Origin of the sequence: Paenibacillus odorifer, assembly GCF_000758725.1 — a bacterium.
In the GTDB taxonomy this organism is placed as follows: domain Bacteria; phylum Bacillota; class Bacilli; order Paenibacillales; family Paenibacillaceae; genus Paenibacillus_AQ; species Paenibacillus_AQ odorifer.
In genome coordinates, this window is the sequence record NZ_CP009428.1 from 3,214,305 (window position 1) to 3,240,726 (window position 26,422).

The 26,422-nt window shown below is 39.0% G+C and carries 25 protein-coding genes; 19 read left to right on the forward strand and 6 right to left on the reverse strand.

What is annotated here, in order from left to right:
- The first annotated feature begins 315 nt into the window (after nucleotides 1–315).
- Nucleotides 316–1,857: an ABC transporter ATP-binding protein gene (locus tag PODO_RS13995; RefSeq protein ID WP_038570827.1), complete on the forward strand. Its 1,542-nt coding sequence runs from the start codon at nucleotides 316–318 to the stop codon at nucleotides 1,855–1,857.
- Nucleotides 1,850–3,613 carry an ATP-binding cassette domain-containing protein gene (locus tag PODO_RS30050; RefSeq protein ID WP_052097023.1) on the forward strand — a complete coding sequence of 588 codons (1,764 nt, stop codon included), beginning with the start codon at nucleotides 1,850–1,852 and terminating at the stop codon, nucleotides 3,611–3,613. Before PODO_RS13995 ends, PODO_RS30050 begins: the two co-directional genes overlap by 8 nt.
- A 26-nt stretch (nucleotides 3,614–3,639) precedes the next feature.
- Here PODO_RS30050 and PODO_RS14005 read toward each other — a convergent pair whose 3' ends face one another.
- Nucleotides 3,640–4,536, reverse strand: coding sequence for a LysR family transcriptional regulator (locus PODO_RS14005; RefSeq protein ID WP_038570829.1), 897 nt, complete (start codon nucleotides 4,534–4,536; stop codon nucleotides 3,640–3,642).
- Between the two features lie 133 nt (nucleotides 4,537–4,669).
- Between PODO_RS14005 and PODO_RS14010 the strand changes: the two genes are divergently transcribed.
- The 6 genes from PODO_RS14010 (at nucleotide 4,670) to PODO_RS14035 (ending at nucleotide 9,702) form a co-directional block, all read left to right on the forward strand.
- Complete coding sequence (locus PODO_RS14010) at nucleotides 4,670–5,899, forward strand: MFS transporter (RefSeq protein ID WP_038570831.1); 1,230 nt, start codon at nucleotides 4,670–4,672, stop codon at nucleotides 5,897–5,899.
- Between the two features lie 55 nt (nucleotides 5,900–5,954).
- The gene (locus PODO_RS14015) at nucleotides 5,955–6,356 is read left to right on the forward strand and encodes an NUDIX hydrolase (RefSeq protein ID WP_038570834.1); all 402 of its coding nucleotides are present in this window, start codon (nucleotides 5,955–5,957) and stop codon (nucleotides 6,354–6,356) included.
- 190 nt (nucleotides 6,357–6,546) lie between these two features.
- The gene (locus PODO_RS14020; protein ID WP_036678064.1) at nucleotides 6,547–6,972 is read left to right on the forward strand and encodes a DMT family transporter; all 426 of its coding nucleotides are present in this window, start codon (nucleotides 6,547–6,549) and stop codon (nucleotides 6,970–6,972) included.
- A 40-nt stretch (nucleotides 6,973–7,012) separates the two neighbouring features.
- Nucleotides 7,013–7,471 (forward strand): DMT family transporter, encoded by a 459-nt coding sequence (locus PODO_RS14025; protein ID WP_036678062.1) that lies wholly within the window; start codon nucleotides 7,013–7,015, stop codon nucleotides 7,469–7,471.
- A gap of 201 nt (nucleotides 7,472–7,672) precedes the next feature.
- A complete protein-coding gene (ilvB, locus tag PODO_RS14030) occupies nucleotides 7,673–9,352 on the forward strand; it encodes a biosynthetic-type acetolactate synthase large subunit (protein ID WP_038570837.1) in 1,680 nt (559 codons plus the stop codon).
- Nucleotides 9,353–9,384: 32 nt separating this feature from the next.
- Nucleotides 9,385–9,702: an iron-sulfur cluster biosynthesis family protein gene (locus PODO_RS14035; RefSeq protein WP_038570840.1), complete on the forward strand. Its 318-nt coding sequence runs from the start codon at nucleotides 9,385–9,387 to the stop codon at nucleotides 9,700–9,702.
- 103 nt (nucleotides 9,703–9,805) lie between these two features.
- On the opposite strand, the gene PODO_RS14040 is transcribed toward PODO_RS14035, so the two are convergent.
- Entirely contained in the window at nucleotides 9,806–10,414 is a 609-nt protein-coding gene (locus tag PODO_RS14040) for a TetR/AcrR family transcriptional regulator (protein ID WP_038570842.1), read from the reverse strand.
- Between the two features lie 258 nt (nucleotides 10,415–10,672).
- Between PODO_RS14040 and PODO_RS14045 the strand changes: the two genes are divergently transcribed.
- From PODO_RS14045 to PODO_RS14080, 8 genes are all read left to right on the forward strand, one after another.
- On the forward strand, nucleotides 10,673–11,440 hold the full coding sequence (locus tag PODO_RS14045; protein WP_036678050.1) for an SDR family NAD(P)-dependent oxidoreductase: 768 nt from the start codon (nucleotides 10,673–10,675) through the stop codon (nucleotides 11,438–11,440).
- Between the two features lie 210 nt (nucleotides 11,441–11,650).
- Complete coding sequence (locus tag PODO_RS14050) at nucleotides 11,651–12,451, forward strand: GNAT family N-acetyltransferase (RefSeq protein WP_038570845.1); 801 nt, start codon at nucleotides 11,651–11,653, stop codon at nucleotides 12,449–12,451.
- Between the two features lie 35 nt (nucleotides 12,452–12,486).
- Nucleotides 12,487–13,170: a response regulator transcription factor gene (locus PODO_RS14055; protein WP_038570847.1), complete on the forward strand. Its 684-nt coding sequence runs from the start codon at nucleotides 12,487–12,489 to the stop codon at nucleotides 13,168–13,170.
- 1 nt (nucleotide 13,171) lies between these two features.
- Nucleotides 13,172–14,173: a sensor histidine kinase gene (locus PODO_RS14060; protein WP_038570849.1), complete on the forward strand. Its 1,002-nt coding sequence runs from the start codon at nucleotides 13,172–13,174 to the stop codon at nucleotides 14,171–14,173.
- 95 nt (nucleotides 14,174–14,268) lie between these two features.
- Nucleotides 14,269–14,952: an ABC transporter ATP-binding protein gene (locus PODO_RS14065; RefSeq protein WP_036678042.1), complete on the forward strand. Its 684-nt coding sequence runs from the start codon at nucleotides 14,269–14,271 to the stop codon at nucleotides 14,950–14,952.
- Complete coding sequence (locus PODO_RS14070; RefSeq protein WP_038570852.1) at nucleotides 14,949–17,552, forward strand: ABC transporter permease; 2,604 nt, start codon at nucleotides 14,949–14,951, stop codon at nucleotides 17,550–17,552. Before PODO_RS14065 ends, PODO_RS14070 begins: the two co-directional genes overlap by 4 nt.
- A gap of 144 nt (nucleotides 17,553–17,696) precedes the next feature.
- Entirely contained in the window at nucleotides 17,697–19,091 is a 1,395-nt protein-coding gene (locus PODO_RS14075) for a protoporphyrinogen oxidase (RefSeq protein ID WP_038570855.1), read from the forward strand.
- A gap of 188 nt (nucleotides 19,092–19,279) precedes the next feature.
- Entirely contained in the window at nucleotides 19,280–19,546 is a 267-nt protein-coding gene (locus tag PODO_RS14080; protein WP_038570858.1) for a CD3324 family protein, read from the forward strand.
- Between the two features lie 70 nt (nucleotides 19,547–19,616).
- Here PODO_RS14080 and PODO_RS14085 read toward each other — a convergent pair whose 3' ends face one another.
- Together PODO_RS14085 and PODO_RS14090 are read right to left on the reverse strand one after the other, a co-directional pair.
- Complete coding sequence (locus tag PODO_RS14085; protein WP_155288132.1) at nucleotides 19,617–20,372, reverse strand: hypothetical protein; 756 nt, start codon at nucleotides 20,370–20,372, stop codon at nucleotides 19,617–19,619.
- A gap of 287 nt (nucleotides 20,373–20,659) precedes the next feature.
- Entirely contained in the window at nucleotides 20,660–21,463 is an 804-nt protein-coding gene (locus tag PODO_RS14090; RefSeq protein WP_036678028.1) for a DUF2935 domain-containing protein, read from the reverse strand.
- A gap of 404 nt (nucleotides 21,464–21,867) precedes the next feature.
- Between PODO_RS14090 and PODO_RS14095 the strand changes: the two genes are divergently transcribed.
- A complete protein-coding gene (locus tag PODO_RS14095) occupies nucleotides 21,868–22,419 on the forward strand; it encodes a GNAT family N-acetyltransferase (RefSeq protein WP_038570863.1) in 552 nt (183 codons plus the stop codon).
- 20 nt (nucleotides 22,420–22,439) lie between these two features.
- Nucleotides 22,440–23,279, forward strand: coding sequence for a GNAT family N-acetyltransferase (locus tag PODO_RS14100; RefSeq protein ID WP_038570867.1), 840 nt, complete (start codon nucleotides 22,440–22,442; stop codon nucleotides 23,277–23,279).
- 47 nt (nucleotides 23,280–23,326) lie between these two features.
- On the opposite strand, the gene PODO_RS14105 is transcribed toward PODO_RS14100, so the two are convergent.
- A complete protein-coding gene (locus tag PODO_RS14105) occupies nucleotides 23,327–23,968 on the reverse strand; it encodes a cell wall hydrolase (RefSeq protein ID WP_038570869.1) in 642 nt (213 codons plus the stop codon).
- Between the two features lie 175 nt (nucleotides 23,969–24,143).
- Here PODO_RS14105 and PODO_RS14110 point away from each other — a divergent pair, with 175 nt between their 5' ends.
- Nucleotides 24,144–24,695: a YdhK family protein gene (locus PODO_RS14110; RefSeq protein WP_038570871.1), complete on the forward strand. Its 552-nt coding sequence runs from the start codon at nucleotides 24,144–24,146 to the stop codon at nucleotides 24,693–24,695.
- Nucleotides 24,696–24,786: 91 nt separating this feature from the next.
- Here PODO_RS14110 and PODO_RS14115 read toward each other — a convergent pair whose 3' ends face one another.
- A complete protein-coding gene (locus PODO_RS14115; RefSeq protein ID WP_038570873.1) occupies nucleotides 24,787–26,421 on the reverse strand; it encodes an MDR family MFS transporter in 1,635 nt (544 codons plus the stop codon).
- Nucleotide 26,422: the final 1 nt, after the last annotated feature.

The window sequence follows — 26,422 nt, forward strand, 5'->3', positions numbered from 1 at the left end:
TAATTTGGTAAGATCGAAATTACTTCTTCCAATTATAAACAATTAACGTTATAATCAGATTCCACGTTTAAAAAGGAAAGAGTTTTCAGTGAAAAATATACATTTAAGGAGAGATGCTATCTGCCTGACTTTCTCTACGTTGTAAAACTACTCTATGTAAAAGACAAAAGAAACTCACTTTTATATTTTATCACTAACCTGCTGAGCCCACCAATTCTATTTGCCGAGCTGTTCATAACGAAATATGTGGTTGACCTCATTCAGAACTTCACGCCTAACGCCTACCTACATATCTTACTATTGGTAAGTTCACTGATGTTAATTTTATATCTAGCTGGCATCAATGGTTCTCTTCGAGCCATTTCTGTAACCAATTTAACGGCAACCAGTATTTATGAACTGGAACATAAAATTTTGGCTAAGACCTCTAAATTATCGATGGCTTTATTGGAAGACCCCGCAACAAAAACGATTAGAGAAAAAGCAAAACGGCTTTCCTTGATCGATTTGTTAGATCAATGGACCGGAGTGACAATCCACTTTATAACATTAATCGCACTAATCTTAGTCCTATCCTGTTATGGCTTTTATATCCTGGCAGTGTTCATTTTAGTTGTACAAATTCTGCAGCTTTACCTCATGAGATGGATCTCTCGGAAAATAGAGGCTATTTCAGCGAATCAAACCTCCTCTGTACGAATGATTAATTATATCTTTGATTTGCTGATTAGTAGAAATACCCTCCCGGAAGTAAGAATGTACGGAATGTCCTCCTACTTGTTTTCCGCAATGAAAGAGCTCTTCAATGGAAATTTCAAACAAATGCACCGAAAAGTTGTTTTATCTGAGACCTTAAGCTTCTCCCAAAGTATACTTATGACTTTATTAAACGGGCTTACGATTGCTATTTTAGCAATTACACTTGGAGGTAGCGGGCAGAGCGCCGGACTTTTCGTATTATTACTTCAAATATCTAGTCAAATATTTATTGTCATACCTGCACTAACAAGGATGTATTCTGATCTGACCAAAAGTCGCTTGCGCTTCAATGAGTATAGTGCGTATTTGGAACTTGAAGAGCAAGTTCAAAGAGATCCGGAAGATTCCATAAGGAATACCGATGCGATGCAGATCACAATTCAGCAGTTGAATTTTCGTTATGCAAGCAATGCACAGGACACGCTTAATAGTATAAACATGACTCTCAATCCTGGTGAACGAGTTGCTTTTGTAGGTGAGAATGGTTCCGGAAAATCCACGCTCATCAAGCTGATAGCAGGGTTATATCATCCAACAGCGGGAAACATCCAGTGGTTTAATGGAGAGCAGGAAGTGCTGGCTCATAACATCACAAAGGGTGTGAGAGTTGTTTTTCAGGATTTCACTAAGTTACATAGACCGATTCGAGAAAACATAGCCATGGGGAATATTGCTGCCATGTATGACGATTCAAGATTATTAGCTGCGATGAGAAAAGCAGAAGCCGATTCTTATGGTGTTGCGTTGGACACTCTAGTAGGTCCACAGTTTGGGGGGATCGATCTGTCTGGTGGACAATGGCAAAGACTTGCGATTGCACGTGCTTATCTCAACAACGGCTCGCTTACGATTTTTGATGAACCTACTGCAGCCCTCGATCCTTACGCGGAACAGCAGGCGTTTGAAACCTTTATGAAATTAGGAGAGCAGCAGACCTCCATTATTGTGACACATCGGCTATATATGTCCAAATTCGTAGATAGAATTTTTCTGTTTGAGCATGGAGAAATCGTTGAAAGTGGAACACATGAAGAATTAATGAAGTTGGATGGTAAGTACAGGGGAATGTTTAACCGCCAGTCCTCTTTATATGGCTGAGAAAGGAGAGATTCTGCTGAGAAGAGACCTTAAGAATATTTTAACGATACTGGCACGGATGATTGGAAAAAGTCCAGTAATCTCAATAATAACGATCATAGTTCCTATAATCAGTGGATTATTAACTTTTTATTCGTATTCTGTTCAAGTTCATATCATTAATGCAGTTGCTGCTGGTGCGATAACCTTTATTCCGATTCTATGGTTTGTTTTAATTCATGGAGTACAAGCCTGTTCATTGAGTATAACCAACATAATGAAAAGTCGAATGAATGCGGAACTAACTCTCGCTTTCCAATCCGAGCTGATAGATATTGCAAACCAAGTTGACTTTGAGGATTTTGATGATGAAGAGTTTGGGAACAAGCTGCAAAGAGCTAAAACAATAGTTGGAGAAGATTTAGAGGGAATTACTGGTTTTTTGGTGTCCAGTGTAGGAAATATCTCAGGACTTATAAGTATCATCTGGTTATCGGCTACAAGTGGATATTTTTTAGTCACACTGGTGGTGGGTTTAATGATCGTATCTACTTTATCTTTTCGAATGTTTACTGAGATTAAAGTTAGAAGAACAGGGCGAGAGCTTACTTTTGACGGAAGAATGGGGGATTATCTAGCTGTAACTTTGGAAGATCCTAATGCGATTAGGGAAATGCGAATCTATAACTCTATCTCCTATTTTACGGATCTCTGGGCAAAGCTTATGAAGAAGCAGCATGATGAAAGGTATAGTGCGAGGAAATTCGAAATCAAAACAGGGATGATTGTGGCTATGGTTCAGACGAGTGCTATTTTTATCGTATTGGTCTATCTGTTAAGTAAAATGGGGGAGTCAAATACAGTTACTGTGGGGACAATCTCAGTATTATTTCTGGCTTTGTTAACTTGTGGTGGTAAAATCATGAGTTTGACCTGGCCGCTAAGCAAGCTTTACATCAGCAGCAGTAAATTATATGACTTAAATGAAGTGCTTACCTATAAAAATAGAGATTTCCGAAAAAATAATATCAATAATAGCTCTGAATCTATGCTTCCTATTACCGTTTCAAATGTTTATTTTAAATACGCCAAATCCAGTAAGTATGTTTTATCTAACATCAATATGGTCATAAAGCCCGGTGAGAAAATAGCCATTGTTGGAGAAAATGGAGCAGGAAAGTCTACCTTGATCAAATTGTTATTAGGGCAGTACACTGCTAGTTCTGGATCTATTTACTGGAAAGACAGTCCAGAATCTCAAGGTAAAGTATCCGTCGTGTACCAGCATTCTATTAAATTCGAAATGACACTAAGAGAAAACATCCTGTTGGGTGATGCCAAATCTTCGCCGGACGATGTGAAAATACTAAGTATTCTGGAAAAATGTGAGCTGATGGATTTGTTTTACGAATTAGGGGGACTAGATGTAAGGTTAGGTCAAATGCTTGAAGGAAGCAGGCAGCTATCAGGCGGACAGTGGCAAAAGCTGGCGATAGCGCGTGCGTTATATAATGATGCGGATCTTATAGTGTTTGACGAACCTACTTCTGCGATTGATCCGAATGCTGAGATGCAGATCTATACACAATTATTAGATATCTGCCAAGATAAAGCTGCCATTTTCATTTCACATAGACTGGGCTGGGCGAAAAATGTGGATACGATCTATGTTATTGATAATGGAAGTATAGCTGAAGTGGGGCAGCATCAAGACTTAATAAATAATAAAGGGATTTATGCAGATATGTACGCTTTACAATCATCTTGGTATAACTAAAAATGCTTAGCATAGTAGTTTTCACCTTAATTATATTCATGAGGTTTACTAAAAAAATCCACAGCAAATTTCCGGAAATGTATAGCTGCTTGCGATAAAAAGTGCTTTCTGCTCCATGCGATGCCAAAAGAGCGTTGACATAGCGGATCTGTTATTTTTAATTGAACAATTTCGGTATTTTGACTTCTTCTGCCTAAGGAGAGAGGGAGGGTGAAGGTGATTCCTAGTCCCATTTCTACTAGGGTTTGAATGGCGCTTACTTCTTCAAGCTCGAACGTAATTTGAGGTTCAAATCCAGCTTGTCGGCAAAATTCATCTGAAATTTCACGGAAATTATATCTAGAAGATAAAGAAATGAAATTCTCACCTGCTGCTTCTATCAAAGAAATACTCTTTCGATTAGCAAAGCGATGATTCTTGGGCACAGTCAAACATAATTCTTCTTCTGCTAAGGTAAGCCACTCGATATCTGGTCCGGTAACAGGTGTAGATGATATGCAAAAATCAATCGCTGCACTCTCTAAATCATTTCTCATTTCTAACGCAGAGCCAAGCTGGCGTTGGATAATCCGTACATGCGGATGAAGGGTAAGAAATTCTTTTAGTAAAGTGGGCAATACATACGGGAGTGTGGCCGCAATAGAAATTACACCATGTTCAAGTCCAGCCATATCTGTGAGCTCACGCTGTCCTTCTTCAAGTTCCATAAAAGCTTGCTCGACACGTTGCAGATAGGTTTTGCCGAATTCGTTCAATTTTATATTTCTGCCTTGTCGCTCGAATAAGGGAACACCTAAGTTTTTCTCTAAACGCTGTATGGAATTACTAAGGGAGGGCTGAGATACATTTAATTCTTTTGCGGCCTTAGTCATGTGTTCATGGCGTGCAACTGCCTGGAAATATTGAAGCTGAAGGAATTCCATAACAAAAACCTCACTTTACTTATAACTCTAATGTGATCTATCGATCATATAATATGTATTTTACTTAATTAATTTTCAGTCCTATACTATTGTAACATATAAAAAGTTATAGGTAGGATGGAGAGAGTCTGTTGTGATTAGAGAGAAAATATGGACCCGGAATTTTATTGTTGTTTGCTTAAGTAGTTTTTTTATGTTCCTGACCTTTTACATTCTAGCAACTGCATTCCCGTTATACGTAAAGGAAAGTTTGCACGGGAATCAGCAGCAAATGGGGTTAGCGATTACTATCTATGTAATAGGGGGAGTATTGATCCGTCCTTTTTCGGGACAATGGGTCGATAAATTCGGTAAAAAGAAAATGGCGGTTATTGGCCTAACCATTTTTCTAATCGCCTGTATTGGTTACTTCGGATCTAATGGAATTGTATTATTCCTGGTGATTCGTTTCCTACACGGAATGAGTTATGCTGTTGCCTCTACAGCTACAAGTACAATAGCCTCGACGCTAATTCCTTATTCACGTCAAGGAGAAGGCATCGGTTATTTTAGCATGTTTATGAGCATTGCTATGGTCATTGGACCCGCATGGGGGCTTTTTCTCTGGAAAGATGAGAATATTAATGTATTACTGTTAGGCGTATGTGTGATTGCTGCTCTTTCGCTGTTATTCACGTTAGGTGTTCGGATGCCAAAAGAAGATAAGGCTAACGTTATTGAAGCTATTAAGGAACCTGCGAAGACGCGAAAAGGGCTCCGCTGGAGAGACGTAATCGAGCCAAAAGCCTTGCCGATTTCACTTGTCGGATTTACACTTGCTTTTTCCTATAGCTCATTGTCTGGATTTATAGCTTCTTTCACGAAAGAAATCCATCAATCACAGCTTACTGGTTATTTTTTTGTGGCTTTTGCAATTATGATTGTATTGTTTCGTCCGGTTATAGGTAAAGTATTCGATAAATATAATGAGCATATTCTCATCTATCCCGGAATTATTATCTTCGCCGTTGGATTGCTTAGTTTAAGTCAAGCTCGGTCTGGTTTGATGTTAATGATGTCTGGTGTCATTATGGGAATTGGATATGGTGCACTTATGCCATGTTTCCAGACTCTTGCGCTTAAATTAGCGGCTAAAGATCGTAGAGGTAGTGCAAATGGGACCTTTTTCTTGTTATTTGATTTGGGTTATGGAGCGGGCTCCTATTTCATGGGTTTGATTGCTTCTTATACAGATTACCGAATGATGTATGAGGTTGCAGGGGGAGTAACACTTCTTTCTCTTGCTGCGTACTATTTGCTCCATCATGTACCTCAGGCCAAAGCTAAGCTGCACATACAAAAATCAAATATAGACGTTGTATAAATAGATGGTCTTGGCTGTATGATATAATTATCAGAAAAAATATGGGGAGAACTTTATGACTACTATCATTGATAAAATTGCATGGATTCATTTTCAGAATGGACAAGTTTTGTGTGCGCGTTCCACAGGGAAAGATACCTATTATTTGCCTGGAGGAAAAAGAGAAGCTGGAGAAACAGACGAGGAGACGCTCGTGCGGGAAATCGAGGAAGAGATCTCTGTTCGTATTAAACCAGAAACCATCTCCTATTTTGGAACCTTTGAAGCGGAAGCTCACGGTAAAGCTGAAGGCGTCATAGTTAAAATGACATGTTATATCGCGGATTTTGAAGGTTCACTTAGTCCTGCGTCGGAAATTGATGAGTTATCCTGGTTATCTTATAAGGATCGAAATCGAGTTTCTGTCGTTACACAGATCATTTTTGATCAATTGCATGAGCATAAATTACTTTCCTAATCTACAATTTAAAGTTCTGAAAGCCCGTTTTAAGCCTAAGAGATGGCTTGAGGCGGTCTTTTTTTTGAAAATATACGAAAGGCTTATAGGGGCAACAACATCGTTTATTTTGGTTTAGGACAGATGTCCTTTTTTAAAGACCTGAATTGCTTTTTAATATGTAAGAGATCGAAATTGAGGAGAGAGAGAAATGAGAGGAATTATATTTGCGTTTTTAGCGGGGGCTTGTATCACTCTGCAAGGAGTATCTAATGCTCGAATTAGTCAAGATATTGGGACTTGGCAAGCTGCGACAATTACACAGCTAACTGGGTTTATAATGTCCTTATTAATCCTGCTGTTCGTCCGAGATGGCAAATCACAGGGCTTTAAACAGGTAAAACCTTTATATTTGATTGGCGGCGCCTTTGCCGCAGTCATTATTTTCAGTGAGGTAACAGCTATTCAGCAGATTGGTGTAACGTTTACGATATCCACATTGCTGATTGCTCAGCTATGCTTGACCTTCATCATCGATATTAAAGGCTGGTTCGGGATGGAAAAACGAAAGATGAGACTGCCACAATTTATCGGTATCGCGTTAATGATTGCTGGCGTCGTGATCCTGAAATTCTAAATGATCCTGATGGACAATCGATAAATGGAGGAATGAAGTTATGATTATAGGTTTGATATTAGCGCTTATCGCGGGCTCACTAGTGAGCCTGCAAAATATATTTAATACGAAGGTTAATGAGAAGGTTGGATCTTGGGCTACAACGACATTAGTGTTAGGCATGGGATTTCTGGCTTCTTTTATCATGAGTCTTATCTTTGAAGGCAACCGTATATTTACTTTGCGAAACATGGAGCCCTGGTATTGGATCAGCGGGTTGATCGGAGTGGGAGTTGTAATCTGTCTCGTGCAAGGGACCAAGCGGCTTGGACCAACCTATGCGATCTCTATCGTGTTAATCTCTCAGCTTGGATTCGCTTTATTGTGGGATTCCCTCGGCTGGTTAGGGCTTGAGAAGGTTCCTTTCACTTGGAAGCAGTTGGTCGGAGTACTTGTGATTGTTGGCGGTATTCTAGTGTTTAAGCTAGGCGGTGCCCGGGAGACTCAAAAGTCGGCTTAAATCAATCCTCTAAATAGAGCTAATAAATTTGTAAGCGTGGACCCATAGGGTTCATGCTTTTTTTTGTTATGAATAACCTATTCTCGGACGCATGACTGTCAAATTAGAAGTGATGGCAGTCACACGAGAGGAGAAGAAAATCGATTTATACTTTGCCAAAGCAGTAAATCTGGAGCATAGAAGGAAAGGAGAAATTATCTAATGTCGGGAGCAGAATTGTTAGTAGACTTGTTATTGAGGAAAGGTATTTCAACGATTTTTGGTTACCCCGGTGGGGCTGTACTGCCTGTATATGATGCATTGTTCGATTGTGAAGGATTAGAGCATATTTTAGTACGGCATGAACAGGCTGCAGTACATGCCGCAGATGGTTACGCGAGAGCGACAGGAAGTGTAGGCGTTACACTCGTAACTAGTGGTCCTGGAGCCACCAATGCTATAACTGGGATAGCGACAGCTTTTATGGACTCCATTCCACTGATTGTACTAACTGGTCAGGTCCCCACGGATATGATTGGATTAGACAGCTTTCAGGAGGTTGATATTTATGGCATGACCATGTCCATCACGAAGCATAATTACATAGTAATGAATAAGAGTGATCTCCCACGCATCATTGATGAAGCTTTTTATTTGGCAACTACAGGACGTCCTGGCCCAGTTCTTATTGATCTGCCTAAAAATGTTATGATGGACACAACTCCAATAATATACGAAATTCCCGAACAACAATCATTTGTTTCTATTCGTGGATATTCAGTTGCTAATCAGTCTAATGGGAATGACTTGGATACGATGGCGGAGAAACTTCGGAATGCTGCCAGACCCTTACTATTGATCGGCGGGGGATGTGTAGCAGGTGAAACCCCTTCCTTATTGCTTAATTTGGCAGAACGCCTCGATCTTCCAGTTGCTTCTACTCTGATGGGTATAGGGGCGTTTCCATCTGATCATCCATTGCACTTAGGAATGGTAGGTATGCATGGAACGGTGGCCGCGAACCGCGCTATACAAGCAGCTGATGTTCTAGTTTGTCTCGGCGTCAGATTTAGTGATCGTGTAACAGGAAAACGCAGAGCGTTCTCTCCTCATTCGTATAAAATCCAAGTGGACATAGATGAAGCTGAATTTGATAAAAATATAGAGATGGATCTAGCTCTTTGTGATTCTATAACAAACGTATTACAGGAAATGCTTAATCGCTTATCAGATAGAAAGATTCCTGAATGGCATGACCAGATCAATAAATGGAGCAGATGTCCAATTCAACCATTTAGAGATCATCATGAATCGAGATTGACACCTCAAGACGTTATTCGGTACGTTGATCATGCAACTGTCTCCGATGCTATTATTTCCACGGATGTAGGACAACATCAAATCTGGACAGCACATCACTATAATTTTAAAAAGCCGCGTACCTTTCTAACCTCTGGAGGATTGGGTACTATGGGTTACGGGTTTCCTGCAGCTATTGGAGCAGCAGTTGCTTTTCCGGAACGGCAGGTTGTATGTATAAGTGGGGATGGAAGCTTTCAAATGAATATGCAGGAAATCATGACAGCTGTAGATTTGCAGCTCAATGTAAAAGTAGTTATTTTGAAAAATGGTTATTTAGGAATGGTGCGTCAGTGGCAGGAACTATTCTTGAACAAAAGATACTCAGCCGTACAGATTAGTTCACCTGACTTTGCCGCACTCGCTAAATCCTTTGGTGCACAAGGTTATCAAGCCAGCACTAAAGAAGAGGCTAAAGCCATAATCCAACATGCTATGAATACCGAAGGTCCTGCTATTATGGAATTTGATGTCATCGAAGAAACAAATGTCTATCCAATTGTCCCGCCTGGGGCAAGCAACGATGAATCGATTGAAGGGTAGTCTAAATTACAAAATAAGGAGTAGAGTATCTTATGCACATAGAACTAAACGCACTAACAGTAGATAAGTTAAAAGAGAACCTTGGGGAACGGCCAGGTGATTTTAAATTGTTCTTCGATACAGAGGGTTGTGGTTGTAATGGCGTGATCGTAATTCAGATCATTAGTGAACCCTATGCTACAGATATTGAAGTTCAGAAAGAGCCTTTTACATTTTTTGTTGATCGTCAACAGGAATCTTTATTTGATGAACAGATGCGACTTGAAGCAGATGCAAATTACCCTACATTTAAATTAAGTAGTGATGCCAGTCTGTTAGGAAATAATATTCGAGTAAAAGATATTCGCTGAGTAGAGCACTGCTACACTAAAAAACCAGAGCATTTGAGATCATCTCTCAATGCTCTGGTTTCTTGAATTTTTGTTTCCGTATTAGCTGCTTGCGTTTCGTTTCTTATCCATTTGATTTTTTCATAAACGCTATATGGTCTATTTTGCTGTTAACCAGTGTAATTAACTGTTCTGCCATATAGCTCGCCGAATATTTGAAATTGACTTCAGCCCAGTGCATAATGACACCTACTGTAGCAGACATTTGGTAACTCAACATAATTTCATAATCCACGGGAGCAGCATCAGCTTCTATCTCAATCCGCATATCCTCACGCATGGATTCCCGTAAACGGTCGAACAGTTCAACAGTCATTTTCCCACGTTCCACAGCGGATAAGGCCAAAAACTCAGCTTTATGCCCCTCAATATATTCGAACAATTGCAAAATGGAAGGGAAAACCTCTGTTGCCTCAATACGATCCAATCCCTCATAAGGGTCTATTAGCGCTTCACCTATGCCCTGTAGAAATTCATCATGTATTTCCTTAAGCAAAGCCTCTTTACTCTCAAAATGCTTATAAAAAGTCCCTCGATTGTAATCCGCTCGATTAGTCACGTCCAATATCGTAACTGAATCATAACTATTTTCCAATATTAGTTCAACGAATGCAGATTTCAGAGCTTGGCGTGTTCTTCTGGTTCTTCTGTCTTCATGCTCTTCCTGTATCAAAAAAAACTACCCCCAGCTATGATCTTTTTATCGTTCATTTATAATTCCTACTTTAAAAGTAACAAAAGATCAGCCAATGTTCAAGATTTAGACATAAGTAAACACAGAGATCAGTTCTGTTGGTTAGGCGACATTGATTAAAATTCTGATTATTGAACAGATTAACTAATGGGGTGTACTCTAGTAATAGAGATAGGTTATCCCATCTCCTAAGACTATAATATATAGCCAATTCATAACAAAGGATGCGAATATACAATGAGTGAATCATATGTAAAAACTGCTGTAATTACTGGAGCTGCAGGAGGAATCGGTAAGGAGCTTGCCCGTCGATTGTCTGATCGTAAACTGAATCTTGTACTTGTCGATCTGAATGAAGAAGCGATAAAAAATGTTATCCAAGATTTAGGCTTAAATGAATCTAACTCTTTAGCTGTAGCTGCGGATGTCTCTAATGAAGAAGACGTTCAGAATTATGTTAATAAAGCGGTAGAAAAATTTGGTGCCATTGATTATTTTGCAAACAATGCCGGAATTGAAGGTCCAGCAGGTCAAATCGAAGAGCTTAACGTCAAAGCACTTGATCTTGTATACAACGTCAATGTACGTGGTGTATTTCTTGGACTACACTATGTAATTCCTGTGATGAAAAAACAAAACTCAGGTGCTATTCTGAACACTTCTTCTCTGGCAGGACTCATGGGCGCACCAGGCATGGCCCCTTACATTATGTCTAAGCATGCTGTAATTGGTCTGACTCGCGTAGCTGCAAATGAGCTTGCACCACTTGGCATTCGTGTTAATGCGGTACTGCCAGGAACGATCAATACACAAATGATGCGTAAAATTGAGAATAATTTCGGAAGTGCAGAAGAATACAAGGCAGCTAACGAAGCTGCAACACCAATGGGTCGCTACGGTGAACCGCAAGAAGTTGCCGCTGTGATGAACTTCCTTCTGTCGGATGAGGCTTCATTCGTAACGGGTTCTCTATATACAGTCGACGGTGGTATGATAGGTCAATAATGCAAGCTGATTTCGGTCATTATGGATACTCCAAATAAAGGATTGGGCCTGTGCGTTAAGCATTGGGTTCAATTCTTTTTTATTTAGGATACCCGGATCGGATTTAATAATAAGCAATCTGTTGAATTATCTTATAGAATATACAAAGGGGAATTATTCTTTTAAGTATTGCTCAGTTATTTAGATAAATTGTTGGCGAGGAGTGTTCATATGCTTGAATTATCTCAACAGGATTTTATTGAAGTGAAACCGTTACTTACAGGTGCTCTTATTCATCCTGAAATTCTCTCCATCATCGAGGGAAATAATCCGGGCTGGATTTTTGTAGATCAACTTGTAACACCGAAAAGCGCGTTGGTATGGAGTAAGGGGATGCAAGGATTTTATATTATAGGCGATCACACCAATGAGATATTTATCAAAAGCTTAGATAGTTATGTATCCAGTCATATTGCACCGAGGATGAAAAAGCTTGGGCTGGAGTATTTTGAAGTCTCAGGTCAACACGATGAATGGAATCTGGCATTGATGTTTCCTTCTAGGAAGCTATATCCTTTTGAACAAATGGTGTTCAAGTTATTCCACAAGCCCGCTGAGTCCCTTAATAATGGGATTAGAACTATAAATCTTAAAATACAGGATTGGGAGAACTTAGATTTAAAGCACATGGAATTTGTACATGAGAATATTGATTTATTCTGGTCATCGAAAAAAGGCTTTAAGGCAACAGGCTATGGATATGCTGCTATTGAGGGAGCTGAGATCATTGGTGTATGTTATTCTAGTTTCGTTACTGTGGATACTCATGCTATCGGAATTGAAACCCTCTCCAAGTATCAGAATAGAGGAGTGGGGACCCATTTAGCGGCTTTAGTAGCGGAAGATATACTTGCAAATGGTTTTACACCTTATTGGGACTGTTCATTAGATAATGAAGCTTCCCAAAAGCTAGCTCTTCGTTTAGGATTTCAGCAAATTCATCAATATAAGTGTAGCGCTTTTTCAATATGACGGTTTCGCAAATTATTAGGTTAGGATGAACATATATGAAAATATTGCTCGTAGAGGACGATAGAACCATTGCGTCAGGACTTGAATATTCCTTGCAGCAGGATCATTTTGAAACTATTTTATGTTATGATGCAACCTCTGCTAGGAGGGTGTTGGCGGAGCAGATATCTGAAGTAACACTTTGCATTTTTGATCTCTCTCTACCGGATGGCAGCGGATATGATCTGTGTAAGATCGTGAAGGAGCGGAGCGATATTCCGGTCATCTTTTTAACTGCGATTGATGATGAGGTCAATGTAGTGATGGGACTTGATATGGGAGCAGACGATTACATAACTAAGCCATTTCGGATTCGTGAGCTGTTATCACGCATTAAATCGGTGTTAAGGAGATATAACAAGCAGGTTCAGACCCCGTCTAATTTTGAACTAGAGAATGTACGGATTAATACGCTAGAAGGAAAAGTTTATAAGAACGGCAATGAAGTTCTGCTAACAGCATTAGAATATCGTCTGCTTCTGATATTTGCTAATCATGTGGGACAAGTCCTTTCCAGAAATCAATTGTTAGAGCGGATTTGGGATGTCGCCGGAGAATTTGTAAATGATAATACATTGTCTGTGTATATTAAACGCTTACGGGAAAAGTTAGAGGATAACCCGCAAGAGCCCACCTTAATCAAAACAGTACGAGGTTTAGGGTATAAGGTTGGTGATTAGGATGTTACGTAACAAAGAATTTAGATGGTTATTACTAACGATGTCTACGATCAGCCTTCTGGCGATTATAGTAACGGCATTTATTTCATCAGGGGCGATGGGGATCACGGCGGTAACTTCAGTTCTGCTTATAGGTTGTTGTTTATTATTTACCCGCTGGAGATACCGCGAAATTGAGAAGCTTTCAGGGTATCTACGTCAAATTAGCAGCGGTAATTATTCGCTCGATGTTCGTGATAATCAGGAAGGCGAGCTTAGTATTCTGAAAAATGATATTTATAAGGTGACGTTGATGTTATCGGAGCAGCGTTTGCTGTTGCAAGAGGATAAAATAAAGCTTACCAATGCGATCTCCGACATCTCCCATCAGCTCAAAACACCACTTACCTCCATGACCGTGATGGCAGATTTATTAAGCGACCCTGAACTGAACGTTGAGAAAAGAATGGAATTTACGCGGAAAATCAGTCTTCAGCTCGATCGGATTGGCTGGCTGGTTTCTTCATTATTAAAGTTCTCAAAGATCGATGCCGGAACCATTCAATTTAAAAAAGATTCAATAAAAGTAAAGAGGCTTGTTCAGAAATCTATGGAGCCCATACTGATTCCAATGGATATTAAGGAGCAACGGATCCAAATCGAAGGAGAAGACGCTACCTCATTCATAGGCGATTACAATTGGACAACTGAGGCGATGATTAATATTCTGAAAAACTGTGTAGAGCATACACCTGCTGGGGGAGTGATCACGATTTCTTTTGCAGAAAACACGCTGTTCACGGAAATTGTCATTACTGATAATGGCAAAGGAATTCCTAAGGCAGAGATCCCCTATATTTTCAAACGATTCTACAAGGGGACAAATGCAAACGAAGACAGCATTGGAATTGGACTTGCCTTGGCGCAAAGTATTATCACTGAACAAAACGGAACGATTGATGTGATGAGTGAAGTAGGGAAGGGTACACAATTTCAGATCAAATTTTACAAGCAAGTGATTTAACACTTATAGCTTAGTGACTAGAATGTCACTTAAGAGTCACTGGAGAGTCATTGTAGACAGATATACTGATCTCATCAACAAATGGAGGTCTAACAATGGATATTTTAAAGATTGAACATCTGTCTAAAACATATGGTAAAGGCGAGACTGCAGTAAAGGCTCTGGATGACGTATCGTTTTCAATTAAAAAAGGTGAATTCGTAGCGATTATCGGACCATCCGGCTCAGGAAAATCAACCATTCTGCATTTATTAGGTGGAGTGGATAGACCGACAAGCGGCAAAGTATTTGTAGATAACACGGATATTTACGATTTGAATGAAACACAGCTGGCGATCTTTAGACGCAGACAAATTGGTCTGATTTATCAGTTCTATAATCTCATACCGGTGTTGACGGTCGAAGAGAATATCACACTACCGTTACTGCTCGATCAGCATAAGGTGGATAAGAAACAGTTTGCGGATACCGTGAAGGCGTTGAATCTGGACAATCGTTTAAAGCATCTGCCGAATCAGCTATCAGGCGGACAGCAGCAGCGGGTATCCATAGGCAGAGCGTTAATTAGTAATCCTGCAATTATGCTGGCAGATGAGCCAACTGGTAATCTAGATAGCAAGAATAGTAGTGAAATTATTGAATTATTAAAAATGTTTAATAAAACGTATAATCAAACACTTATTGTTATTACTCACGATGAACGTATTGCCTTGCAAGCAGATCGGGTCATTACTATTGAAGATGGAAGGATCGCTAAAGATGAGGTGATTCGTCCGTGAATATCGTAAACAAATTAACTATAAGACATTTGAAACAGAATAAGCGAAGAACATTGGTTACTATCATTGGAGTCATTATTTCTGTAGCTATGGTAACGGCTGTCGCGACCTTAGGTTTTTCTTTTATGGAATTAATGAAGAAGCAAAGTATCTCGACAAATGGAGAATGGCATGTCCAATATAGAAATGTTACTAAAGCTCAGCTCAAAGCGATAGAAACAGATGATGCGACAAAAGCACTAGTGATCTCCAACGATCGTGGTTACGCCCCTTTAGAGGGTGGGAAGAATGAGAATAAACCTTATTGGTATATCAAGGAATATAATGCAGCTGGTTTTAAACAATTTCCGATTGAACTGCTGGAAGGTAGACTCCCGAAGACAAACCACGAAGTAGTCATTTCTGAGGAGATTGCAAAGAATGCAAAAGTCCCTTACAAGATGGGGGAAACTTTAACGCTTGATGTTGGTGAACGTGTCACTAGCGATGATGAAAATAGTGGCCAACCCCTATCTCAGAATGAACGATTACGGACTGAAGAGGACACCCTGCTTGAAAAGATTATTCATAAAAAAACAATGAACTATACGATTGTGGGAGTGATAAAGCGTCCTACTTGGGAACCAACATGGTCTCCGGGCTATACTGCCTTAAGTTATGTGGATGAAAGCTTGATTGGAGCAGCCGAAAAAACCACAGCGACGGTAGTATTAAACAAGGTGGATAGCTCCATATACAAGCATGCAGAGGAATTGGCAAAAGAAAACAATATCGAGTCGATCTCTTATAATAATAGTCTGCTCCGCTACTATGGTGTGACGAATAACGATGGCTTACGTAACACACTTCTTTCATTGTCAGTGATCATTATGGTTGTGATTATCATTGGTTCCGTTTCATTAATCTATAATGCTTTTGCGATCTCTGTCTCGGAGCGTGCACGTCATTTAGGGATGCTCTCCAGCGTAGGGGCTACAAAGTGGCAGAAGCAGAATTCAGTGTTTTTTGAAGGAATGATTATCGGTTTAATTAGTATCCCCATTGGGATCATTTGCGGAATAGCAGGCATCGGGATCACTTTTATGTTTATCAATTCAATGATTCAAGATGTATTAGGCATAACAGAAAAATTAACGTTAGTTGTTACACCTCTGTCTCTACTAACCGCTTGTTTAGTTTCAATACTGACAATTTTTATATCCACTTATCTTCCAGCCAGAAAGGCTTCAAAGATCTCGGCTATTGATGCGATCAGACAAACAACCGATGTTAGGCTCTCTGGTAAAGCTGTGAAAACATCCAAGTTCGTGCGCAGATTGTTTGGTATTGAAGCAGAAATTGGTTTGAAGAATTTAAAGAGAAATAAACGCAGGTACCAAGCAACCGTGTTCTCACTTGTCATTAGTATCGTTTTGTTTTTATCTGTATCAGCGTTCACTTCTAATATGACAAGGTCGGTAGAACTCTCACAGGATGGGTTGAACTATGATATCCAAGTATATATGGGGACTGAGGACGCTCAAAAAGTGGATCGGTTGACGAAATCGATATCCAAATTACCTAATATAACGGAATATAATGTGACTAGGGAACTTAGTGTGAGTTCATGGATTGATGAAAAAAATATGGCGAAAGAATTGCAAGAGATTGTGCAGGCGGATAAGAGTGTTCTAAAGAACGGGAAATATCCTTACTACATTCAGATTTATGCACTAAATGAACAGAGTTTGAAAACCTATGCAGAAACGGTCGGCACAAATTATGAACAACTAACGAAGCTTGATCAGATGACTGCTATTGTGAATGATACGGTTACTTTTGAGGATGAGAAAGCCAAAAAAATTGTCGAGACCAAAGCTTTTCACTCTGAAGTCGGCCAAAAGCTTGATCTTTTTTATACGGATTGGGATACAAAAAAAGAGACGGATTTATTACCCGTAAAAATTGCCGCTCTAACTGATAAACGTCCCATGGGTGTACATTCAGCAATGGTTGGTGGAATAAACATCATCGTCTCTGAACAAGTCTTCGATAAACTAACAAATGATACGATGAGTAAAGATATTCAAAGTCGGCTTAACTTGAACAGCACAGACCCATTAGCGACACAGCAAGCCATAGAGGAAATGAAAGAGCGTAATATCTATGTTCAAAATGTGTATCAAAATAGACAAAATAGTGAGCAGATGATCATGTTAATGTCTATTTTCACCTATGGTTTTATTGCTTTGATTACTTTAATATCAATTGCGAATATTTTTAATACGATATCAACCAGCATATCCCTTCGTAAAAGAGAGTTCGCAATGCTGAAGTCTGTGGGGATGACACCAAATGGTTTTAATAAAATGATTAATTACGAAAGTGTTTTTTATGGAATAAAGTCACTACTATACGGGCTTCCGATTAGTATCGTTATTATGTACTTGATCTATAGATCAATGATGAGCAGCTTCTCTTATGGATTCACACTTCCGTGGATGAGTATCTTGTGTGTCATAGCGGCTGTATTTATCATCGTTAGCGCAGCCATGTTATATTCAAGCTCAAAAGTGAAAAAAGAGAACATTATTGATGCATTAAAACAGGAAAATATATAATTATTAGCCCATCATTGCCGCGTTTAACGCGGCTTTTTTGTGTCATATCTGACACGTTGGTATGTAAATTCTTATAAATTCCTATGATATAATGTACACAATTGAATTGATACAGATTATAACCACGAGGTAGGTGTCAACGAATTGAGAACAGTTGTCGTGATTGGCGGGGGAATTACTGGATTGTCTACCGCTTACTATTTACAGAAATCTATTGAGCATAACAAGCTAGATGTAAAAATTATTTTGGTTGAAGCCAGCGATAGACTGGGCGGCAAAATCAGAACACTAAAACAAGAAGACTTCATTATGGAGTCTGGGGCAGATTCTATGGTCACTCGCAAAACGAATGTTGCACCTCTGATTGAAGAGTTGGGTATACAAAATGAAGTCGTATATAACGCGACAGGAATATCCTTTATTTATACAGAAGGTAAACTGAAGCAAATTCCTAAAGATGCAGTCTTTGGCATTCCGCTCAGTATGGAGTCGCTTGCTACTACAGAACTGATCTCAGCTGAAGGAAAGGTTGAAGCACTTAAAGATTTCTACACACCCAATAATAAGTTTACGAAAAACGATTCCGTGGGTGATTTTCTAGAAGCTTTTTTAGGAAAGGAACTTGTCGAGAAGCAAATTTCACCTGTTCTTTCAGGTGTATATTCCGGGAAGTTGAGTGAACTTACAATTGCCTCGACACTGCCTTATTTGATTGATTATAAGAATGAATACGGCAGTATTATTCAGGGTTTATCCGCTAATAAAGCCAAATTTCAAGGAAATGGCGATAAGAAGTTCATGTCATTCAAGGGAGGTGTATCTGCCTTGATCGATTCTATGGAAGAACATCTTTCTAATTCGGAGATCATCAAAGGGATTCGTGCCGAGAGAATTGAGAAACGTGGAGAGCAGTACCGGGTAACTTTGGCAGATGGACGAATCATAGACTCCGATGTTGTCGTACTTGGAACGATGCATTCTACTGCACAAGCGCTACTTCAAGACGAAGAACTAAATGAAGATTTCAATCAGTTATATAATAGTTCAATGATTAGTGTATATTTAGGATTTAATATCCCTGATAGTCAGTTGCCTGCGAATGGCACAGGGTTCATCACTGCCAACAGCGATGATGTTCTATGTAATGCGTGTACGTGGACAAGTCGCAAGTGGGAGCATACGTCAGGACAACAGCGTTTGCTTGTCAGACTCTTTTATAAGAGCTCAAACCCTCATTATGATTCGTTGATCAAGCTATCTGAAGAGGAACTATTGAAGGTGGCTTTGAAAGATATACAGACCAGTCTCGGGATAACAGGACAGCCAGCTACCTATGATGTGACCAAATGGCATGATGTAATGCCAAATTACCATAAACTTCATCATCAAATTGTAGTATCCTTAGAGAAGAAGATGACAGATAGGTATCCTAATGTTATCCTTGCCGGATGCTCTTATTATGGAGTTGGTATTCCGGATTGTATTGCGAATGGAGAAAAGACAGCTGAGCGTATTTTGGAACAAGTAACTATACAATAAAAAGGAGGGTGTACAATCGTGAGAAGATTAGCGATCAGCTCTATGCAAAGTCTAGACTTATAAACAACGGCGGTTGTTTGTATAGAGCGAAAAATTGAGTTTACCGCTAGTGCAGTGTGCATGGGTTGTTTACAGAATAGACTTTGCTACCTTCAAACTCATTAAAAAGTTTAAGGAGCAGAGCGATTATGAAATATGTAAATGCAGATACGATTTTCCCAAAAGAATTATTAGAGGAAATTCAGAAATATATCAACGGTGGTATGGTTTATATCCCTAAGCCTGAAGAATCACATGTAAAATGGGGCGAAAAATCAGGGAGCAGAAAATACTTAAGATCTAGAAATATCGAAATCTGTCTAAGATTTGCTGTTGGTGCAACGGTTGACCAGCTTTCAGATGAATATTGCCTTTCTAGAGATAGTATCAAGAAAATTGTTTATTCAAAAAAATAGCTTATCATCCAAAAAAACCACGTTAGAGGAAACTCTGACGTGGTTTTTGGAATTTGATTATAATTTAATCTTAAATACCATATTTTTTCCGATATTTATTGATCCCATCTACAAACTGTCCTTCATACTTCACGCCTTCATCCATCTTTTTATTTGCGGCATTAATAGCTGTACTAGAAACCTTTGTTTTGTATAGTGCTTCTTTCATCATTGTCATTGCTTCTAATTGCAACTTAATCGCTTTTAAATAGATATCATGTAACACCTGCAATTCTGTATTGGGTGCTTTGATCTTTTTCGCCTCTATTACCAACTTAGTGTAATTAGGAATGATCACATTATTAAACGCTGTATAGCGTTGTTTTCTATTGTTACCTGTATCTATTCTGTTCTTTACATATGCCTCAGAGGCAATTTCGTCAAATTTAAAAATCGCTGCTATTTGATTAGAATAGGTTGTGAAATCTATTACTTCTTGTGGCGTTTTCATCTTTTCTTCATAATCTGCCTCAGATAGAACGGTAATAGGGAATCTTTCTTTAGACCAACCAGGAATGTTGAAGACTACTTCTGCAGAACCTTCTTGAACTCCTGTAATAATATAATCTGAGTAACCATCCAATTCAATGGTAAGTATAGATTCATCAGAAACTTCAGGTGTCAATTTTGCATATGTAAGACTGGTCATTTCGGCTAGTAAGCGAACTTTTATTTTTGTGGTTCCACCCACGGGAATAACATCACTAGACAAAGTAATACTCGCTTCGTTGAGCAATTTCTTATCAGCAGCAAACACAGTGGATGGCATTAATAGAGCAATAACCATAGTGCATAGTATCAAATATCGACCAAACCTTTTCATTTTCAATCATCCTTATCTATTGATTTTGTATTTACTGGTAGCAATCCCGCATTCCATAAACTTACTATTCCTCCCTGAGTTTTACTATAAAGTGTTTTTTCTCAAATACCAACTACTTTTTGTGCTTTAAATCTCTATACATCGATTGGGAATGGATTACTGAATTAAATGAAGTCAAATATAAAGATAGATAGGGCGACAACCTGTATTTTTTGATACAAGTTGTCGCCCTATCCATTAAATATGTAATGCTATACGATTTGTTTATTCATATTCAAAGAGGCTTCAAATGCATCAATTATATACAGGAATCGTTCTGCTTCTCGGAATACATGATCCGCAAGTAATGGATGGATGATGCTCTTTATTCGACATTCCTCAATAAGATCTCGTGCCGTTTTCTTAAAGTCACGGAGAGATTTAACTGAGACTTTATTCTCGTCAAGTTGCTGACTGAGCAGGGGTTTGGTTTGGGATTGAGGACGCATGGAGCTAAGATCAATAGCTTGATACAGCAAAACATCAAAGTCATGGCTGAAATTTCTTGCTTGTTCAACAAGTTGACGTTCAGAAGGGTCCAATAAATGACCAATGAATTTAGCATGGTCTGCCATTATACGTAGGAAGAATACATTTTCATTAATAATTGCGTCTGGTAAAGGATCTAACCTACCCTGATTCAGTTCTTCCAGTCGATTTCGAAAATAGTTGGCTTCCCTACTGACATGATCCACTAATAAGGGGAAGTTCGTTCCGCCTGGAAGCTTACATTGTAGAATTAGACCTAGTATTTTTCTTTTGAACGCCCAGATATGTGAAGCTGCACTATGAACTTCCTCATTAAACTTCCGTATTACTGCTGGATCAGAATCCACAGTAAATCCGAGTGATCTATTCTCTATGGCTTCGAATGTGGCATAGAAATGGTTTGCTTCATTAATTAGTTGCGTGTCTTCACAACGAAACCCTAATTTAAGAAAAAAAGAGTGTTCTTTCATGATTCGTGACCAGAATCGTATTTCATCTAGAGATCTCGAAACAAAAGGATCCGGCATATCTGAGCACACCTCCCATTTTTATACAATTATAATATGCTAGAGGTTTGTACTATATCCGCAGAAGTTAAGGCGAGTCGAGTATATAGAAGTACAGGTACGCTTAACTTAATTATCAAATATAAATGGTGACATTATATAAAAATTAATTCTAATCGAATATGGCATATAACTAGAGCGAGGTCGTAATTATACTGAGAAAAGAAGTAATTATGGAGAAGAAATTGTGGGGGATGATGGAGATTAAGTTTGTTCCTGAACCGTTGAAGATAAAAAGTTATTCTGCCATAATATTTTAACGGAAAGTACTTACAGAGTATACAAAAGATAATTATACAGAATGTTATTTGAGTGATCTCCATTAATATATTCAAAAATTCGATAGAAGGTAGGAAGGTAACGATATGAATATCACAATCACCTTAACTGATAGTGCCTCGAAGTTTATTATTAACAACCTCTACCCACTATACTTACACGATCTATCAGAAATATGGGGGACGATTCCTAATCGATACGGGGTATTCGAGGAGGACGAGACACAGACACTGAAGGAACAGAATAAAGTCTTCGACATTTGGTGGGAGAAAGCTGGCGTTTTGTATCCTTATTTAATAAAAGAAAATGATATTCCAGTAGGGTTTGCATTAGTTGCTACACCGCCTTACACACCGTCTGCTTGTGAATTCTATTTGAATGAATTTTTTATTCTACGGCCCTTCCGTGGTAAGGGAATTGCTGAATATGCAGCTAAGGAAGTCTTTAAGCTTCATTTGGGTAACTGGGAGTTGCAAACAAATCTCACGGGCACAAATAGGAGAGCACAGCATTTTTGGAGGAAAACTTTAAAAGAATACACTGGTGATAGTTATTTAGAGGAATGCGGGAAGTCATATGATGATGAATTAAAGATGATTTTTACATTTAGTAACCAATCAAAATTATCGAATCCATAAAAGGGGATTATTTCGAAGTTATGTTTAAGAATTCATTCCTAAAAGCGAAAGCTTATAAGTACAGTTCTTTGCAATATTTGGATGTTGAAGAGCTGGAACTACAGGCGCCTGAGGATATTCTTATTGATGAACCTGGTGTGTTTATATTATGTAAATCGGTTGATGAGGGTCATAATATTCATTGGGCTGCCGAGTCTACAGAATTATTTAGGACTGCACTAATAGATCTGACCAGTAAGTTTATTCAATTACCTGTGGGTGGAACTCATAGAATGTATATCGAATTTATACATCTAGATCTCATGCCAGTTATGGAGTCTTTGGGGTTCAAGGTAGTTAGTCAATTTATTGATTTCTGGAATGAGGATATCTCAAAGAAGATCACCGATCAAGCAGAATCACCATTCATAAGAAACATTGAGCCTAAAGACTATTTACAGGTTAGTATGATCACCAAAGCATGTATAAATCTTTCAAGAGGTTTCTATGGTGAAGAGTTGGATTTCATACAAACATGGAATGAATCGGATCATTCTTGTATTCTTGTAGCAGAATTGAATAAAAGCATTGTTGGAGTATGTTTATTGAACATCTACGGATTTGAAAATGAAAAGGGACCTGTGTTATGGCTTAGAGAATTAGCTGTAGATCCGAAATATCATAACCAAGGTATCGGACATAAGTTAGCTGTTGAAGGTATACGCTGGGGGAATAACAATGGTGCTAAGCGGAGTTTTCTAGCAGCAGATAAAGAAAATCGAAATGCGATCAGAATCTATAATAAATTGGGGTATAACCATAAGGACGAAGTAGGGCAGATTAATATGGCTTTAGTGCTTGGAATTGAAGAGCCGATCTAACTATCATAGTTAGATCGGCTTTTGTTGATCTTAGCTATTTGATGCGTTTAACTTGCAAATATATGCTTACCAATTTTTAAGTTTTGCGGACGTGACCAGATCCATGCACTTGTTGCTGTATCCGGATTGAAATAATAGATTGAATGGTTTGTGGGGTCCCAACCCCGAACAGCATCAAGAGCAGCTAAATAAGCTGTCTGATTTGGTGTAAGCCAATACTGGCCGTCAGATACGGCTGTGAAAGCTCCTTTTTGGAATACAACTTCTTTAATATTGTCAGGAAATTGACTAGATTGTATACGATTCATGACTACTGCACCCACTGCAACTTGTCCAACATAAGGCTCACCGCGAGACTCACTGTAGATAACTTTAGCCAAAATATCCATTTCATTAATATTAAGCGTGTGTTTTTTTAAAATATTCCAAGTTTTTGTCCCCGAAATTCCATCAGCGCTTATTACATAGGCCTTTTGAAATCTAGCAACCGCTGCTTTCGTTTGTGATCCGTATACCCCATCTAAGGGCTCAGTGTAGAAATCAAGGGTTTTTAATCTATATTGTAGATCCCATACATCTCCTGAAGAACTTCCTATGGTTAATACCGGAGCTGCATTAGCAGAACCGATCATAGTAGCCATGCTCACCAGACCCAAAAGAAGCAACAAAGTGAATATTTTAGTCTTCATTATAGCAGCCTCCTTTCAGAAAACATTATAAATATAGTTTAATCATTGAGACAACACTCATTTAATGGAAAATAAATTACTGTTTTACAAACTGTAAATCCTTAGTTCAGTTTGTGATTTTCTGAAATGGGTAAAATAATACTTATAGGCAGATAAAATTTCGGAGGTCTTTTATATGAAAAAGCAATTATTTCTACTAGTCGTCGCAGCTGCTTTCAGCTTAAGTGCTTGTAGTAATGACAATAGCTATGGCAATCAAATGTCTTCTAACGATACACAAATGGAACATAACTCACATTCAAGTTCAGGTGAAGTTCCAAAAGATCTGAGGGTAGCGGAGAATCCTACTTACAAAGTAGGAAGTGAAGCTGTGATCCAAACTGACCATATGGAAGGGATGAAGGGAGCCATTGCGACAATTGTGGGAGCTTATGAGACGACAGCATATAATGTTTCCTATAGACCTACTACAGGAGGTCAGCCGGTCACAAATCATAAGTGGATTATTCATGAAGAAATAAAAGAAACAGATGATATATCCTATCAACCAGGCTCAGAGGTTATTATGGAATCTGATCATATGAAGGATATGAAGGGTGCAACGGCTCAGATTAACTCCGCAGAAAAAACCACTGTCTATATGATTAATTACAAACCTACTACGGGTGGAGATGAAGTGAAAAATCATAAGTGGGTAACAGAAGATGAGCTTTCACCTGTAAAATAATAGATCAACACAAAAACTGCAACTTACTCAGTTACGCATGAGTACGTTGCAGTTTTTGTTGTTTTATAGTCAGCTTCAAAGTAATTTGCGGTTAGGCTTTATCCACTGCAAGTTTTGAAGATTTCATGTTTGACGGGTCCTGTTCAGCTTCTTCAGGAACTGGCATTTGGTTAGAAGTACGAAGTGGAAGCTCCTTCAGGAAGAAGACAAGCACGAAAGCTACAACAAGCACAATGGTCCCGGTTAAGAACACGGATGACAATGTCTGTCCTAAAGCGTCACGGATACCCTCAATCATTTGTAAGAAGATAGGCTGTACATCGGTTGGCAGACTAGCTTGAGTCTGTTCAAGCAATGGTTTGTTCATTAATGCCTGTGGATTAGCGAAGGAGAGCATTTGCTCAGCAAGTTTTGGATCTATCTGTGTGAAATCCGGTGCTGATGACGATTGCAGAGCTTCCTTCAAGTTTTTGGTAAGACTATTTGACATAACGGTACCCATGACTGCGATACCGATCGTACCGCCTAAATTACGGAATAATTGTGAGGAGGCCGTTACTACACCCAGTTCTGTGTGTGAAACCGCATTTTGAGTAGCTAGTGAGAATACTGGCATTCCCAATCCTAACCCAAGACCAAACACAATCATACTTAGGACAGCCATCGGTACATTATTCATAAATACCATAATTGTCATACCAGCAATCATAATGGGTATTCCAATTAATGCGTAACGTTTATACTTCCCTTTTTTCGCCATCTTTTGTCCGGTAAGGGCACTGGCTACAACCATAACGATCGACATTGGCATAGTAACATACCCTGCATATGTCGCGGAGATCCCCAGAACACCTTGTACGAAGAAGGAAAGATAGATCATAGCTCCCATCATACCGAAGTTCATAATAAAACCAATAATATTAGATATGGTAACTACGCTATTCTTAAATAGATGAAGCGGAAGAATTGGATTTTTAGCTTTGGATTCGACAAAAATAAAGAGAAGTGCCGAAACGACCGTTCCCGCCAACAGGCCGAGAATTTGCGAAGAACCCCAATCATATTCTGTACCTGCCCAGGTGAAGGCAAGCAGTAGAGGCACGATGGTAGTTGTCATTAGCAAGGAACCTAAATAGTCGATGCTTGTTGACTCCCCGCGTTTGCCTTTAGGAAATAAGGTAAGAATCATCACGAAGGCTACTACACCAAGCGGTAGGAAGATCCAGAACAGCCAATGCCAATCCATATTGTCAATCAAAAAGCCACCAAGCGTTGGTCCAAGCACACTGGAGAAGCCGAATACTGCCATCATCAACCCCATCCATTTACCACGTTCACGCGGAGGGAATAAGTCACCTACGGCAGTAAATGCGGTGGATTGAATAATACCTGCACCTACCCCTTGAATCCCACGGTAAATGATAAATTGATAAACATCGGAAGATGTACCTGTCAGAAAAGCCCCAACCATAAATAAGAGAATACCTGCTAATAGAAAGGGTTTACGTCCGAACATATCAGATAACTTACCGACAAGAACGGTTGCTATTGTTGATGTTAATAAGTAAATGTTAATAGTCCAAGTATAGTAATCCATGCCATCAAGAATTGCGATTATACGCGGCATAGCAGTACTTGTAATTGTCTGATTAATCGCTGCGAACAGCATTGCAGCCATTATTGCTATCATAATACTAAGTTTTCGTTTGCTGGATAAATGTTCCATT

Excerpts from the sequence above, each read along its gene's own strand:
- PODO_RS13995 (WP_038570827.1), top strand. The coding sequence starts at position 316 with ATGTTAATTTTATATCTAGCTGGCATCAATGGTTCTCTTCGAGCCATT.
- PODO_RS30050 (WP_052097023.1), top strand. The coding sequence starts at position 1,850 with ATGGCTGAGAAAGGAGAGATTCTGCTGAGAAGAGACCTTAAGAATATT.
- PODO_RS14005 (WP_038570829.1), bottom strand. The coding sequence starts at position 4,536 with ATGGAATTCCTTCAGCTTCAATATTTCCAGGCAGTTGCACGCCATGAA.
- PODO_RS14015 (WP_038570834.1), top strand. The coding sequence starts at position 5,955 with ATGACTACTATCATTGATAAAATTGCATGGATTCATTTTCAGAATGGA.
- PODO_RS14020 (WP_036678064.1), top strand. The coding sequence starts at position 6,547 with ATGAGAGGAATTATATTTGCGTTTTTAGCGGGGGCTTGTATCACTCTG.
- PODO_RS14025 (WP_036678062.1), top strand. The coding sequence starts at position 7,013 with ATGATTATAGGTTTGATATTAGCGCTTATCGCGGGCTCACTAGTGAGC.
- ilvB (WP_038570837.1), top strand. The coding sequence starts at position 7,673 with ATGTCGGGAGCAGAATTGTTAGTAGACTTGTTATTGAGGAAAGGTATT.
- PODO_RS14035 (WP_038570840.1), top strand. The coding sequence starts at position 9,385 with ATGCACATAGAACTAAACGCACTAACAGTAGATAAGTTAAAAGAGAAC.
- PODO_RS14045 (WP_036678050.1), top strand. The coding sequence starts at position 10,673 with ATGAGTGAATCATATGTAAAAACTGCTGTAATTACTGGAGCTGCAGGA.
- PODO_RS14050 (WP_038570845.1), top strand. The coding sequence starts at position 11,651 with ATGCTTGAATTATCTCAACAGGATTTTATTGAAGTGAAACCGTTACTT.
- PODO_RS14055 (WP_038570847.1), top strand. The coding sequence starts at position 12,487 with ATGAAAATATTGCTCGTAGAGGACGATAGAACCATTGCGTCAGGACTT.
- PODO_RS14060 (WP_038570849.1), top strand. The coding sequence starts at position 13,172 with ATGTTACGTAACAAAGAATTTAGATGGTTATTACTAACGATGTCTACG.
- PODO_RS14065 (WP_036678042.1), top strand. The coding sequence starts at position 14,269 with ATGGATATTTTAAAGATTGAACATCTGTCTAAAACATATGGTAAAGGC.
- PODO_RS14080 (WP_038570858.1), top strand. The coding sequence starts at position 19,280 with ATGAAATATGTAAATGCAGATACGATTTTCCCAAAAGAATTATTAGAG.
- PODO_RS14085 (WP_155288132.1), bottom strand. The coding sequence starts at position 20,372 with ATGGTTATTGCTCTATTAATGCCATCCACTGTGTTTGCTGCTGATAAG.
- PODO_RS14090 (WP_036678028.1), bottom strand. The coding sequence starts at position 21,463 with ATGCCGGATCCTTTTGTTTCGAGATCTCTAGATGAAATACGATTCTGG.
- PODO_RS14095 (WP_038570863.1), top strand. The coding sequence starts at position 21,868 with ATGAATATCACAATCACCTTAACTGATAGTGCCTCGAAGTTTATTATT.
- PODO_RS14100 (WP_038570867.1), top strand. The coding sequence starts at position 22,440 with ATGTTTAAGAATTCATTCCTAAAAGCGAAAGCTTATAAGTACAGTTCT.
- PODO_RS14105 (WP_038570869.1), bottom strand. The coding sequence starts at position 23,968 with ATGAAGACTAAAATATTCACTTTGTTGCTTCTTTTGGGTCTGGTGAGC.
- PODO_RS14110 (WP_038570871.1), top strand. The coding sequence starts at position 24,144 with ATGAAAAAGCAATTATTTCTACTAGTCGTCGCAGCTGCTTTCAGCTTA.
- PODO_RS14115 (WP_038570873.1), bottom strand. The coding sequence starts at position 26,421 with ATGGAACATTTATCCAGCAAACGAAAACTTAGTATTATGATAGCAATA.